The 13,447-nt window shown below is 44.6% G+C and carries 12 protein-coding genes; 1 reads left to right on the top strand and 11 read right to left on the bottom strand.

Going from position 1 to position 13,447, the window contains the following annotated elements:
• Nucleotides 1-253: 253 nt before the first annotated feature.
• The 11 genes from ACTWPX_RS13950 to ACTWPX_RS13900 form a co-directional block, all read right to left on the bottom strand.
• Complete coding sequence (locus ACTWPX_RS13950; protein WP_443120271.1) at nucleotides 254-634, bottom strand: 5-carboxymethyl-2-hydroxymuconate Delta-isomerase; 381 nt, start codon at nucleotides 632-634, stop codon at nucleotides 254-256.
• A 12-nt stretch (nucleotides 635-646) separates the two neighbouring features.
• Nucleotides 647-1,381, bottom strand: coding sequence for a fumarylacetoacetate hydrolase family protein (locus ACTWPX_RS13945; RefSeq protein ID WP_443120270.1), 735 nt, complete (start codon nucleotides 1,379-1,381; stop codon nucleotides 647-649).
• Entirely contained in the window at nucleotides 1,378-2,139 is a 762-nt protein-coding gene (locus ACTWPX_RS13940; protein WP_443120269.1) for a fumarylacetoacetate hydrolase family protein, read from the bottom strand. Before ACTWPX_RS13940 ends, ACTWPX_RS13945 begins: the two co-directional genes overlap by 4 nt.
• 335 nt (nucleotides 2,140-2,474) lie before the next feature.
• Entirely contained in the window at nucleotides 2,475-3,341 is an 867-nt protein-coding gene (locus ACTWPX_RS13935) for an alpha/beta hydrolase family esterase (RefSeq protein WP_443120268.1), read from the bottom strand.
• Nucleotides 3,342-3,357: 16 nt separating this feature from the next.
• Nucleotides 3,358-4,776 (bottom strand): Na+/H+ antiporter NhaC, encoded by a 1,419-nt coding sequence (gene nhaC / locus ACTWPX_RS13930; RefSeq protein ID WP_443120267.1) that lies wholly within the window; start codon nucleotides 4,774-4,776, stop codon nucleotides 3,358-3,360.
• Nucleotides 4,777-4,809: 33 nt separating this feature from the next.
• Nucleotides 4,810-6,024 (bottom strand): dihydrolipoamide acetyltransferase family protein, encoded by a 1,215-nt coding sequence (locus ACTWPX_RS13925; protein WP_443120266.1) that lies wholly within the window; start codon nucleotides 6,022-6,024, stop codon nucleotides 4,810-4,812.
• A gap of 18 nt (nucleotides 6,025-6,042) precedes the next feature.
• Nucleotides 6,043-7,044 carry an alpha-ketoacid dehydrogenase subunit beta gene (locus ACTWPX_RS13920; RefSeq protein WP_443120265.1) on the bottom strand — a complete coding sequence of 334 codons (1,002 nt, stop codon included), beginning with the start codon at nucleotides 7,042-7,044 and terminating at the stop codon, nucleotides 6,043-6,045.
• Nucleotides 7,041-8,105 carry a pyruvate dehydrogenase (acetyl-transferring) E1 component subunit alpha gene (pdhA, locus tag ACTWPX_RS13915; protein WP_443120283.1) on the bottom strand — a complete coding sequence of 355 codons (1,065 nt, stop codon included), beginning with the start codon at nucleotides 8,103-8,105 and terminating at the stop codon, nucleotides 7,041-7,043. The genes ACTWPX_RS13920 and pdhA overlap by 4 nt, the downstream gene beginning before the upstream one ends.
• Before the next feature lie 17 nt (nucleotides 8,106-8,122).
• Entirely contained in the window at nucleotides 8,123-9,235 is a 1,113-nt protein-coding gene (gene hisC / locus ACTWPX_RS13910) for a histidinol-phosphate transaminase (RefSeq protein ID WP_443120264.1), read from the bottom strand.
• Between the two features lie 342 nt (nucleotides 9,236-9,577).
• A complete protein-coding gene (locus ACTWPX_RS13905) occupies nucleotides 9,578-10,372 on the bottom strand; it encodes an SDR family NAD(P)-dependent oxidoreductase (RefSeq protein ID WP_443120263.1) in 795 nt (264 codons plus the stop codon).
• Between the two features lie 8 nt (nucleotides 10,373-10,380).
• Complete coding sequence (locus tag ACTWPX_RS13900; RefSeq protein ID WP_443120262.1) at nucleotides 10,381-11,343, bottom strand: MBL fold metallo-hydrolase; 963 nt, start codon at nucleotides 11,341-11,343, stop codon at nucleotides 10,381-10,383.
• A 221-nt stretch (nucleotides 11,344-11,564) separates the two neighbouring features.
• On the opposite strand from ACTWPX_RS13900, the gene ACTWPX_RS13895 reads away from it, so the two are divergent.
• Nucleotides 11,565-13,088, top strand: a complete 1,524-nt coding sequence (locus ACTWPX_RS13895) for an AbgT family transporter (RefSeq protein ID WP_443120261.1) — start codon at nucleotides 11,565-11,567, stop codon at nucleotides 13,086-13,088.
• The last annotated feature ends 359 nt before the right edge of the window (nucleotides 13,089-13,447 follow it).

The following is a 13,447-nucleotide window of genomic DNA, read 5'->3' as shown; positions in this document are numbered from 1 at the left end:
GAATTTCGAGAAAAACATATAGCAAGGGGCGGCGGGGAATGCGAAGACTCCTGCGGGAAGAGAGGGCATGTTGAGACCCCACAGGACAGCGTCCGAGGAGGCTCAACGCGCTCCCGCGGAAAGCGAAAGCATTCCCCGGCGACCCGATTCTCTCACAAAATGACTCGAAATCGTGTCTTCAACAATCCTGCCATTATGTCGAAGTATGTGGTTTGAATCGCGCCAATAAAAAAAGAGCATGCCGTTAGCATACTCATGAGAATCGTTTGTGAATATTATTCGCTTTATAGGTCTTATGCTGAAACTCATTCAGTTCAAGTGATAAAGCCAGGTAGTGGTCACTTGCATATTCGGAAAAGTATTCCTGCAAAACTTGAAAAAGCCGCTCACATACTCTCTTTTTTTCCTCGTCTGATCGTCCTTTCCCGATTTTTAAATTGAGATGTACGAAAGCATCGTTTTCCTTTCCATCCGCAACGTGATAATCCTTCAGTTCGTAGGCACGACTCCGAATACCTCCAATCGGGAAGACGTCTTTTTCCGCCATGACAGCGGCATTAATTTGTTCTAACAAACCTTTGATATCTATGTGTGAAGACAAATTGCCGGTGTATTCTACGACGATGTGCGGCATCATGAATCCTCCTTATTCAACAGTGTTCTTCAAGCGGCCCAGACCTTCGATTTCTGTTACGACTTCATCCCCAACTTTTGTATCAATCATTCCTTTAGGGGTCCCCGTCAAAATAACATCTCCGGGATTCAAGGTCATAAAGCTGCTCAAATATTCAATCAAGAATGGCACACCGAAAATCATATCCTTCGTAGAACCTTCCTGGACGAGCTCCCCATTGACAAACGTCCGCAAATTCATATTCATTGGATCTTCGACATCTGCCGCATCCACTAACCAAGGTCCGATCGGTGTTGAGTGATCACGGTTTTTAACGCGTAAATTCGGGCGATAATAGTTTTCCAAGTAATCTCTGAAGGCATAGTCATTTGCAATCGTGTAGCCAGCCACATAGTCATAAGCCGCTTGTTGGTGGACCTTTTTGGCTTGGTGGCCGATTACAACTGCCAGTTCACATTCATAGTGCATGTTTGTAACGTCACAAGGTCTTTTTGTACGTCCGTTATGACCGATGAACGTGTTCGGCCCTTTTAAAAAAACGAGCGGTTCCTCTGGTGCCTGGAATTCCAATTCACTGGCGTGGTCGATATAATTGAGGCCAAGTGCAAAACATGTAACTGGCTTGACAGGCGGCAGCCATACCACTTCCTCTTCCTCAACCACTTTTCCGTTCGCAAGCAACAACCCCTCGGAAGTGGAAGCAGCAGAATGAATATCTCCTTCAAACGCTATTCGTGCTGTTTTCATAGACGGACCCTCCTTACTGTGTTTTCCAGCACCCCAAGTTCAGCGCACTCCACGCGGATTGTTTCACCTTCTTTAACTGTTGGCAGGCGCGCTCCACACCCGACCATCAGCAAATCTCCTTCTTGCAGCGTCATGAACTCTGTCACGTCTGATAGAAGTTCGGGGATCGATCTGACTAAGTTTCTTGTTGAAAAACGCTGTTTGAATTCCTGATTGATATAAAGGTTCAACTCTAGTTGATCCGGATCAGCGATGTTTCCTTTTGGTACGACCCATGGCCCTATCGGACAAAAACCGTCCCGTGACTTTTCCTTGATTGCTGGACGAAAGACACTTTTATGCGGGATACTGACATCATTTACAATCGTGTAACCTTCTATATAATCATAGGCATTTTCAAGTGGGATATTGGTGGCTTCTTTTCCGATGACAAGGCCTACACTCGCTCCGATTTGAAGCTGGTCTTCCCCGTCTGGAAGGACGATATCCGCCTTGTGTGATGAAAAGGTGTTGATTGGCTTTATGTACAACACCGGGGCTTCGGGCGGCTTTTTATATGGAGGGTTATCCAACTCATTCTCCATGGCTTTGAGTGCCTCTCGATCATTCAAAAGTGTCCCGTAGACGGTCCCTTGGACTGGAGGAGACCAAGAATCCACGGATTGTTCATCCACCTGTATTCCTTCTTCAACGAAGGAAGCTGACAAGTGCTGGTCATAGGGAAGTCCATTTACTCGCGCACGTACATATGAATTCATTATCGCCTCTCCTTTTTGTGAAGTATTCGATAATTCCAACCTACCACTCAATGATCTATCTATAAAATATAGATAAGATTTGAAATGAATATGAAAAAAGTATATAAAAGAAAATTCTCTCTAGGTTTAATAAATTTATTAAACCTAGAGATCTTCAACCAAAAGTACACTTGATTATGGAATTCGAAAGACTCCATTGTTTGTTTAAGACGGCCAATGAATGAAAAGCAGTTCAGTCTTAGAGACCAAACCGCCACTTGACTCACAGACTGAACTACTTTTCAGGCCTCCAAAATATTGCATGATATTTCAGATTGTTGAACAATTGATTATGTTCAGTGTTCTTCCTTTGTCATTTTCTCAAAAAAACTCCATATCAATCCAGCAGCATCAAGTTCCTGGGAGACATTCCCGAACAGCTGGCTTTCCTGTTTCAGTGAGCTGCCCGGCCATGTGTGTCCGCTCCCTTCAATAGAATAAAAAATGACTTCTGCGCCTTCATCTCCTGACTGATAAATGTGTTGGGTCACTTTTCCATCCTTTTTGATCTTTTCTTCCATCGGAGCAGGAAGAGAGCAGGCAAATGCCTGTGCCGTCCCCTTCGCTGACAAGAGCTGGTCAATCATATAATGAGGAGCATCCACCCCGTCATAAGGTACGACCCGGTCGTCTTCACCCATGAAAAAGATAAGAGGCATTGGTTTCGACCATTCAACCTTAGCAGCTACCTCTTTCACTACAGGCCCGGACACACCTCCAACAGCAGCAAAAAGTTCCGGATTTTCGATAGCGAGTTTCATAGCAAAGGCAGATCCATTCGAAAATCCTGACAGGAAAATCCGTGTTTCATCAATGTGGGAGAGCGAACGGAAATAATCGATCAAACGTAATACAAACCCGGCATCATCAATTTCATTTTGAAACGATTTGTTTTTTCTTCTCCCTTCATTGAATTGTTTTGACATCGGATCATCCGGATCGACCTGCATCGCTTCAGGGAAGACGAAACAAGCCTTTGCTTTTGCTGCGAGTTCATGAAAATTCGTCATACTCATGTGATACTTTGCACTGCTTCCAGCACCGTGAAAACAAAACACGAGTGGGACAGGTTCTCCCTCTGATTCTGGCAATGTGTAATAGAATGTGCGATCTCCATCCTTTGAGGGGATCGAATCCTTTGCGACTTGTACGTGTGTGTTCATCTTTGATCCTCTCCGTTTATGCGTCTTTTTCCCATCTGGCTTTCTCCAGTTTGATCGTGTCTTCATTCAATGGTGTCATAGCAAAGCCGGTGTAGCCATAAATAATGGCAATAACCGGGGTAATGAAACAAATGAAAGCGAACGGGATGTACCCCATACCGATATTCAATGTCGACATAATGAATACTCCTGTTACTCCCCACGGGATGAGCGGGTGGATGATTGTGCCTGCATCCTCTAATGTCCGTGATAAATTCTTCGGATGAAGATTGGCTTCTTTGTAACTGTCCTCTAACATTTGACCAGGCAAAATGATGGACAAATATTGCTCCCCTACAGCTACATTAATTCCTAAACAAGAAAGCACCGTCGATAACACCACGTTGCCACGGTTTTTCAGAAAGTTACGCATGCCGTCGATAAGGGCATAGGCGATACCGATTTCCCGAATGATTCCACCGAATGATAATGCGATCAAAATAAGTGATACACCGAACAGCATACTATCAAGCCCTCCCAGGGAGAGCAAGCTGTCGATTGCTTCCACACCCGTCTCTGCGGTATAGCCGAAATGAGCGGTACTCATGATCTCGCCGAAGGTCACTCCTGGAACCGTATAGAACGTTGTCGCAACAGCCGCCACCAACCCGATGACAAGCGCAGGTATCGAGCTCACTCTCCGGAAAGCAAGAATGATGATCAATAAAGGTGAAATCAGCGAAATCGGCGTAAGATTGTACTCATTTTCAAGCGTAGATATCATCATTTGGACATTATCTGTGCTGGCTGCACCAGATGATGTCATAAAACTGATCACCCCGAAGATGAGCAACGTGATCAGCAAGCTTGGAACAGTTGTCCATAACATATGTTTAATGTGCTGGAAAATATCTACCTTGGCTGTAGCTGCTGTCAAGTTCGTGGTGTCAGATAATGGAGACATTTTATCACCGAAAATGGCTCCGCATACGATTGCTCCTGCAGTCATGGACGCTGAGATTTCCATCCCATAGGAAACCCCCATAAGTGCGATGCCTATAGTACTGATCGCACTCCACGAACTTCCTGTCATGGTAGCGACGACCGCCGTAATAATAACGGCTGAGACGAGGAAAATGGAGGGCGAAAGAACTTGAAGCCCATAAAAGGTAATCGTCTGAACTGTTCCATTCAAGACCCACACCCCTACAAGAATCCCGATTAAGCTTAAAATCAATATGGCAGGAACCCCGTGGGACACTCCTTTAGTGATGGCTTTCTCTAATTCCTTCCAAGTGTAGCCGAGCTTGAACCCATAAACAGCTACAATGATTGCTACTAAAACAATCGGGATATGTGGAGCAGCCCCGAATACCAGGATACTGACCCCGAGAATTGCTATGATAGCAGCGAAAATCGTTATCGACATAGCGAACGATGGTGTTCTTTTTTCCACATTACGCCTCCTCACATTTTTTCAAACGAAAAATTATACGAGTTTCACGAGCATCTTTGATGGATGGTGTATATAATCAATGAAACGATTGACGAAGGCGGCAGCTTTTGCCCCATCTGCAACACGATGGTCGAATGTAAAGGAAATATTCATCACATCACGGATAACTATTTCTTCATTTACGACTACTGGCATCCGTTTTGTTTTATGAAAGGCGATCAGCCCCGTCTCTGGGTAATTCAAGATCGGCGTTGCGCCCGTACTTCCTAACGGTCCTACATTACTCATGGTGAACGTCCCGCCAGATAACTCTTTCGCAGACAACTGATTTTCTTTGGCTTTTGCGGTCAGCTCTTTCATTTCTTTATGAATAAGTTCAATTGACTTGTCTTCCACATTCTTGATGACTGGAACAATGAGCCCTTCTTCAGTATCTGTTGCTAATCCGATGTTGAAATGAGGCTCGAGCTCTATACGCTCTTGTTCTTCATTCAACTTGCTATTGAAGATTCCATGCTCCTCAAGTGACATTTGGATCGCTTTAATGAAAAAAGCAGCTACAGAAATCGATGTTCCCTCCTGCTTTAATTGTTGCTTCAAGTCTAGTAGATCGCTCATCATGACTTCATCAAAATGTGTCACATGTGGTGCAGTATGGAGTGACTTCACCATTTTCTTAGCTATCTGCTTTCTGCGTCCACGGAATGGGACGAATTTGCGTTCTTCCTGTTCTTTTGGCTGAGCCTCCTCTGTTGACTTTTCCGAGACAGATTTTGAAGGCGCTTTCAAAAAATGATAGATATCTTCATCGGTGATTCTTCCGGAAGGGCCCGTGCCTGTCACCTCTTCAATGTTGACCCCTTGTTCTCTTGCAACCCGGCGCGTATGAGGGGAGGCTTGCACGCGCTTGTGCGGATTTTCGTTATTATAAGGTTTTGTACTTGTAGAAGACGCCCCTGCTTTCATAGGCTGTTTTTGTTCACGCTGGACGATCATTGTCTGGGTTTCTTCATAATCATCTGTCCGTAATGAAAGAATCGTCGTACCAACTTCCACCACTTCGCCAATATGAAACCTCAATTCCTCGACGACCCCGTCAGCAGGAGCCGTGAGTTCAGCTGTCATTTTGTCTGTTTGAATTTCAACAAGCGGTTCGTCGTTTTTCACGTTTTGCCCAGGCTCTACAAAATAATGAAGAATCTCTGCTTCATGCATTCCCTCGCCTATATCGTGTAATTTCACTTCCATCCCTATTTCCTCCTTCATCTAGTATTGCAGGACTTGTTCAACCGCATGGGTGATTTTCTGAGCACTTGGCAGATAATCGAGCTCTAAAGAATAGACAGGGACAGGTGTATCGAAGCCTGTCACTTTTTGAACAGGTGCTTTCAGATAGAAGAAAGCGCAATCGTTAATTAGTGAAATGACGTCTCCACTGACCCCGCCCGTTTCTGGAGCTTCGTGGACTACAACGGCTCTTCCGGTCTTTTCAACTGACTTTCTGATCGTCTCTTTGTCTAATGGATAAAGTGTCCGCAAGTCGATAATTTCACAGGATGCATCTTTGCCAGCTTCCCACTTCTCCACTGCCTTAACAGTATCCTGCACCATAGCTCCCCAAGTGAAAATTGTTACATCTGTACCTACTTTGACCGTTGCTGCCTTTCCTAATTCGACAGCATACTTTTCGTCTGGAACTTGTGTACGTCCTGTTCGGTAACAACGCATCGGTTCGATGAAAAGCACAGGGTCCGGATCTTCAATACTTGCTATAAGTAGACCTTTAGCATCGTAGGGATTAGAAGGAGTTACGACCTTAAGGCCAGGGATATGGGTGAAAAGTGCTTCAACACTATCCGAATGAATCTCCGGTGCTTTGACACCAGCGCCATAAGGAGCACGAATCACCATCGGAACAGTATAACGGCCAAGAGAACGCTGTCTCATCCTTGTCGCATGCGTGATGAGTTGATTGAATGCCGGGTAAATGAAACCAAAGAATTGCATCTCGCATATCGGTTTAAAACCGTTAACCGCAAGACCAACTGACGTTCCTACAATGCCGGACTCAGCTAATGGTGTGTCTACAACCCGCTCGTCGCCAAATTCTTCAATGAGCCCTTCTGTCGCCCGGAACACCCCACCGTTAATTCCTACATCCTCCCCAAGAATAAGAACAGAGTCATCTTCCTTCATCATTGTTTTCATGGCATCAGTAATCGCTTGGATCATCGTCAACTTTTTCACTTGCGCAGCCACTGTCGTCATTGGCCAACCTCCTTACTGATTCGGTTATGCTTCATTCGCTGTTCTTCAATCGTCCACGTCGGTTCAGCAAATACATTGTCGAACAGCTGATTCAAGTCAGGCTCTTCCACACTTTCAGATGCTTGAAGAGCGTCATTCATTTCATCCGTAATTTCTTCTTGCATCTCCTTAACCGCAGCTTCGTTCCACCATCCCTGGTTGTTTAAAAGTTTTTCAATACGGAGAATCGGATCCGTAGTCTGTCTGCGCTGGTCGCTTTCCTGTTGGTTTCTATATTTGGATGGATCATCAGCGGTCGTATGCGCTCCATACCTCCACGTCACTGCCTCGATCAATGTCGACCCACCTCCCCTTCGTGCACGTTCGACTGCTTTCTCTGTTTCAAAATAAACCGCCAGAATATCATTTCCATCCACCCTTATACTTGGAATGTCATAGGCGAGGCCTTTTTGCGCGATCGTTTTAGACTTCATCTGTTTCTCCATTGGGACACTGATGGCATACCCATTGTTTTGGTTAAAGAAGACGACAGGAATATTGAAAACGCTTGCAAAATTGAGCCCTTCGTGAAAATCTCCTTCAGATGTCGCGCCATCTCCGAAATAGGCGATAGAGACCCGATCACTCTTCTTTTTCTTCTCCGCCCACGCGGTTCCTGTTGCATGGAGGAGCTGAGATGCAATCGGCACAGCCGGTGGAAAAATATTTTTCCCTTCTGGGGGGATGCTTCCTTCCAGACGCCCTTTCCAATAAAGGAAAAGGTTCTTTAAAGAGTGACCGAACGTCATTGTTGCCGCATGATCACGGTAGGTCGGAAACATCCAGTCTTCATCTTCTACAGCTAGAGCACTGCCGACCTGGGCGGCTTCCTGGCCTTCATATTGAACATATGTCCCAATCCTACCTTGCCTTTGCAAATTCAAACACTTTTTATCCATCATCCGTGCCCGAAGCATTGCCCGGTAAAATTGGTAAAGCTGTTCCTTATCTAATCGTGCATCGTCCTTCACCAACTGTCCATCTTCATCAACATATTGTACAATTGGAAACTGTTTTTCCATATTCATATCCATCCTCCTCAATGATTCTGCAGGTTTGAAGCAGGCCTATTTAAAATGGCTTGTAATTTCTGTATGAATGCTGCATTCTCCTCTTGTTGGCCGATAGTGACTCGGATCATTTCCGGATACCCCATCAGGTGACCAGGACGGACAATGATTCCTTCCTCCAGCAGTGATTCATAAACCTCTTTTGCCGGTCGATTGACATCTACCATGATGAAGTTCGTTTGGGTTTGGAAATAATAGAGGTCCATCTCCTCAAAATTTCGGAGAAGAAAGTTTCTCCCTTCGCGGTTTTTGGCGATCGTCTCCTCCAAAAACGCTTCATCATCCAAAGATGCAGCAGCTGCTGCAGAGGCTAAACGATTTACATTGAAAGGGTCCTTTACTTTTTGTAATTGATGGACGATTTCCCGATGCATCATACCGTAACCGATTCTGAGCGCTGCCAGACCATAAATCTTAGAGAAAGTCCTTAAAATGACGATATTATTATAATGAGGCAGCAATGGGCGTGTATCTAAATACTCATCGCTATCTGCATATTCGAAATAGGCTTCGTCTATAACGAGAAGGATGTGGGAAGGCACTTGCTCAATGAAATTCAATAGAGCTTGTCGTTCGACGATGGTCCCCGTCGGATTATTAGGGTTACAAACGAAGACCATTTTCGTTTTGTCTGTGAGTGCACCAAGCATACCATCAAGGTCATGACTGCCATTGTTCATATCAACCTGAACAGGCACACCCCCTTCGATCAATACATTTGTTTGATAACGTGGGAAAGTGACACGTGCCATGACCACCTCATCTCCATGATTTATATAGGAACGGGTCAGCAAACGAATAATTTCGTCAGAACCGTTTCCGAAGATAAGCTGATCGGCTTTCAGTCCAAGACGTTGAGCTAATTTTGCTGCCAGTGCGGGAGATGTAGTCTCAGGGTAGCGCGTCATTTCTTTCATTTCATTTTTGATCGCTTCTTCTGCTAATGGTGAGCAGCCAAACGGATTTTCATTGGAAGCCATTTTATATATTTTCGTCAAGCCTTTCTCCCGTTTCACTTCTTCAATCGGTTTCCCCGGCGAATACATCGATATTCCGTCAAGCTGTGGTCGTGGATCTATCATCAAACATTCCTCCTCTATCTCAATATGTAAAAAACTGTATCAGTTTAAGTTTAGAATTATCAAAATTTTCTATCAAGAACCTTATTTAAAGCAATATCACTTTTACGCGCTAAAATAAAAGTTTGTAACTATCTGTCAAACCTTTATATAAAAGGCTTTTCAAGAGGGCCAAGCGTTTATCATATAGCGTCCATACCAAAATCATATAGAAAAACACGATAAACGTCCTACACTTCCAATTCCCCCCACCTCAAGTGAACCATATATTTCCACCTCAGGTATAACATTTTTTTCCAAATAAAAACCCCTCTTCCTTTTTAATGAAAGAGGGGGTGTTTATACTTATTTTTTGTTGAATTGTTTTTGCATAAGTTTCTCCATTGATACTGGAGCAATAGAATAGACTTTGCTTCCCGAATCCATCCAGGAAGGAAGGTTGATTTCCCGTTGCTTTGTGAATAAATGACCAACGACCGTGCGAGCAACTCGGTTCGGGTCGAGCATGATTTTGTCCACTGACTTTTCATAACTTCCGGTCGGGTCTGCCTGCTGGAAGAAGTTCGTCCGGACAGGGCCTAGATTTACCGAGGTGACATGAACGCCCTTAGGTTCGACTTCCATTCTCAGAGCATTTGTGAACCCGATAACAGCGTGCTTGGTCGCTGAATAGACGGCGGACTTAGGTGTTGCAATCTTACCTGCTTGCGAAGCGATGTTAACAATATGACCTTCCCCTTTTTGTAAAAAGTGAGGAAGTAACTGATGGGTTGTACGAAATAGTGACTTCACATTAACAGAAAGCATCCGATCAATATCCTGCCAGTTGGATTCAGCAACAAGATCGAACACTGCTATCCCAGCATTATTAATGAGCCCGTCAATAGATCCGTGTTCATAGCAGATCCGGTCGATCACATCTTTCCACTCCGCATCCATAGAAAGATCCGCTTTGTACCACGGGCACTCCACACCGAATGCTGCTTCAATCTTTTCTGCGATAATATCAAGCTTGCCTGCCGACCGTGCAACAAGAATCGGAATACCTCCCACTCTTGCTACATGGATAGCCAAATATTCGCCGATTCCGCCGGAGGCCCCTGTAATTAATACTTTTTTCCCTTTGACTTGTTCATTCATTTCATCACCTATTTCACCTTATAAAATGTTTGGTTTTGTTCCGTAAATGTCTCCAGTTTTCCTATGTGTTCTAAGTAATCAAGCTGTCCAATCGTCTCAGACATCGTCAACCCGAACTGTGTTTCCACATGTTTAGGAAACAACCGCTCGCATACATCATATGCACGCAATGTCCCCTCACTAAACATCCCATATACTTTATTTGCTCGTTGCTCTTGCTTTTTCAATCTGTCATGTACAAGGGCATGGGCATGGTCGAATATTTTTCCATGTCCAGGGTAAACGTCTCCGATTTCCATTTTTAATAACTTTTCCATTGAATCACGGTACTGCAGTAGTGGACGCGGACGATCTCCACCTTCTAGGAATGGCGGTTCAAGCAAAGGATTTGAAGAAATATGTCCAAGTAAGTGATCGCCACCGATCAACGCTCCATCCTCCTCACGAAAAAAAGACAAGTGACTCTGAGCATGGCCAGGGGTTTCGGTCGTCCACCATTCCTCGTGTCCAGGAAGTTTGCTTCCTTCCCCTAATTCATGTGTAATGGTGCCTTTAGCCGTCCATTTTAAAGGCTTTCGCAATCCTTTTAAAAGCTTGTAAAAGCGGTCAGGAACACCAGATTGTTTGTACATTTCCAAATAAAACTGTTCATAACGTACAAAGAAATCTTCCTCCCGCTCTAGCCATGGCCGTAATTTCGGATGCGCGGCGATTGTATCAACATTCGGGAGCTCTTCTAGGAACCCCATGTGATCAGGGTGGTGATGAGTGAGAATCACTTGTTCAATATCTTCCGGCCGGTACCCGATCATTTTCAGTTGAGCACAGAGTGCTTCCCAAGCTTCCTCTGTTTTCACACCGGCATCGACCAAGGTTAACCGGTCTCCCTTCAATACATATACATGGACATCACCGACAGCAAATGGGGTCGGCAAAGTTATTTGAGCAATAGTATCCTTCAATGTTTTCATACACTTCCTCCATACTGAATGATCATTCATTTATTACTATTGTAGCATGGTTCCCAACTATTTTCCCTAATTCATAAAAAATTGCTATTCCTCTTATTATTCTTAATTATTTTTCTAGTGGAACTTTTTCCAAAAGACTTCAAAATAAAATTATTTTTCATTATACTTTAACGCGTTATTGTAATTTTTAGGTAGTGTTAGAGTCAATAAGGAGGAAAATCATGGAACATCAAGAAAAGAAGGGGCTGACAATGCGCATTCTCGACTGGATTGAACGAATCGGGAACAAATTGCCTCACCCTGTCACATTGTTCGCAATATTTGCTCTTATGGTAATCGTCGCTTCTTGGGTTTTCGCTACATTGAATGTAGAAGTTGAAGACCCGGCTACAGGCGAAACCCTGCAAGTCGTCAACCTATTATCAAGTGACGGCATTAAATACATCTTTGAAAGTATGGTAGAGAATTTCGTAGGCTTCGCACCTCTTGGGACTGTCCTGGTCACGATGCTCGGTATAGGAGTAGCCGAACGTTCCGGGTTAATCAGTGCGATGCTTCGTGGATTAGTCACTTCCGTCCCTCGTTCATTAATGACAGCTGCACTGGTATTCGGCGGAATCATGTCCAGTATGGCCGCTGACGCAGGTTATGTCGTATTGACTCCGCTTGGTGCTGTATTATTCGCCGGACTCGGACGTCACCCGCTAGCTGGTTTAGCCGCCGCATTCGCCGGTGTGTCTGCAGGTTTCAGTGCCAATCTGCTTTTGACATCGCTTGATCCATTACTTGGTGACTTAACGATACAGGCAGCCGCAACCATCGACCCTGCCTATGCAGATGCGATCTTGTACACAATGAACTATTATTTCATGATTGTTTCTGTCTTCGTACTGACAATCATCGGTACACTCGTCACTGATAAAATTGTCGAGCCGCGCCTTGGCACATACACAGGTGGGATTAAAGAGGAAGCTCAGAACGTTACTCCACTAGAGAAAAAAGGGATGATCGGTGCTCTGATCGCCTTCATCGTTACGGTCGGCGTGCTGTCTCTTTTAGTAGTGCCGACTTGGGGGCCGTTGCGCAATCCGGATGATTTCTTAGCTTCTCCATTTTTCCATAGTCTCGTCCCGGTCATTTTAATCATGTTCCTGATTCCAGGGTATGTGTACGGAAAAATTACGGATGAAATCAAGAGTGATAAAGATGTTGCCAATCAAATGTCTGATACGATGGCTTCAATGGGCATTTACATTGTACTTGCCTTCACAGCTGGACAATTCGTAGCCTACTTCAACCATACGAATTTAGGAAAAGTCATTGCTGTCAGCGGAGCTGAATTTCTTGATTCTGTAGGGTTCACAGGAATCGGTTTGATCATTGCCTTTATTTTCGTCGCTGGATTTATCAATTTGTTCATCGGGAGTTCTTCAGCCAAATGGGCGATCATGGCGCCTGTATTTGTTCCATTGATGATGCAGCTTGGCTACTCTCCGGAGCTGACTACACTCGCTTACCGGATTGCAGATTCAACGACGAACATCATTTCACCGTTGATGCCATACTTCGCAATCGTTATCGCTTTTGCTCAGAAGTATGACAGAAAAGTCGGAATCGGAACATTGATCTCCACGATGCTTCCTTATTCCATCGCATTTTCCGTTGTTTGGATCATCATGCTGTTAATTTGGATGCTGACAGGACAACCGATCGGCCCAGGAGCAGAGTTTTACTATAATGGTTAATCATTCATAAAAAGAGTCGGGACATCGAAGTCCCGACTCTTTTTTGTATTCCCGTTACGCTCACCACATTTCAACTAAAGCCCCCTCATCCTAAAGATTTGATTTCGAGATGTTTGATGAGTGGATCGGATCGCCGGGGAATAGCTAGCTTTCCGCGGGAGCGCCGTGAGCTTCCTCAGGCTTTCGCCTTCCGGGATCTCACCAAGCACTCTCTTCCCGCAGGAGTCTCACCATTCCCCGCCGACCCTTGCGATAAAATGTTCTCGAAAACATTAGGTATAAGCAGCATTGATGAGCATGTATCATTCTGTCTCGTGACTATAGCATTTTCAGCAAAAAATGCTCCTAACCATGAAGGT

The organism is Halobacillus sp. H74 (assembly GCF_052246715.1).
Lineage (GTDB): Bacteria > Bacillota > Bacilli > Bacillales > Halobacillaceae > Halobacillus > Halobacillus litoralis_A.
This window is presented reverse-complemented; position numbering and strand designations above follow the sequence as displayed.

What these genes read in the sequence shown, in the direction of transcription:
- ACTWPX_RS13900 (WP_443120262.1), bottom strand. Translation starts at nt 11,343, where the DNA reads ATGAAAACATTGAAGGATACTATTGCTCAAATAACTTTGCCGACCCCA.
- ACTWPX_RS13905 (WP_443120263.1), bottom strand. Translation starts at nt 10,372, where the DNA reads ATGAATGAACAAGTCAAAGGGAAAAAAGTATTAATTACAGGGGCCTCC.
- ACTWPX_RS13940 (WP_443120269.1), bottom strand. Translation starts at nt 2,139, where the DNA reads ATGAATTCATATGTACGTGCGCGAGTAAATGGACTTCCCTATGACCAG.
- ACTWPX_RS13925 (WP_443120266.1), bottom strand. Translation starts at nt 6,024, where the DNA reads ATGGAAGTGAAATTACACGATATAGGCGAGGGAATGCATGAAGCAGAG.
- ACTWPX_RS13945 (WP_443120270.1), bottom strand. Translation starts at nt 1,381, where the DNA reads ATGAAAACAGCACGAATAGCGTTTGAAGGAGATATTCATTCTGCTGCT.
- ACTWPX_RS13935 (WP_443120268.1), bottom strand. Translation starts at nt 3,341, where the DNA reads ATGAACACACACGTACAAGTCGCAAAGGATTCGATCCCCTCAAAGGAT.
- ACTWPX_RS13895 (WP_443120261.1), top strand. Translation starts at nt 11,565, where the DNA reads ATGGAACATCAAGAAAAGAAGGGGCTGACAATGCGCATTCTCGACTGG.
- pdhA (WP_443120283.1), bottom strand. Translation starts at nt 8,105, where the DNA reads ATGGAAAAACAGTTTCCAATTGTACAATATGTTGATGAAGATGGACAG.
- hisC (WP_443120264.1), bottom strand. Translation starts at nt 9,235, where the DNA reads ATGATAGATCCACGACCACAGCTTGACGGAATATCGATGTATTCGCCG.
- ACTWPX_RS13950 (WP_443120271.1), bottom strand. Translation starts at nt 634, where the DNA reads ATGCCGCACATCGTCGTAGAATACACCGGCAATTTGTCTTCACACATA.
- ACTWPX_RS13920 (WP_443120265.1), bottom strand. Translation starts at nt 7,044, where the DNA reads ATGACGACAGTGGCTGCGCAAGTGAAAAAGTTGACGATGATCCAAGCG.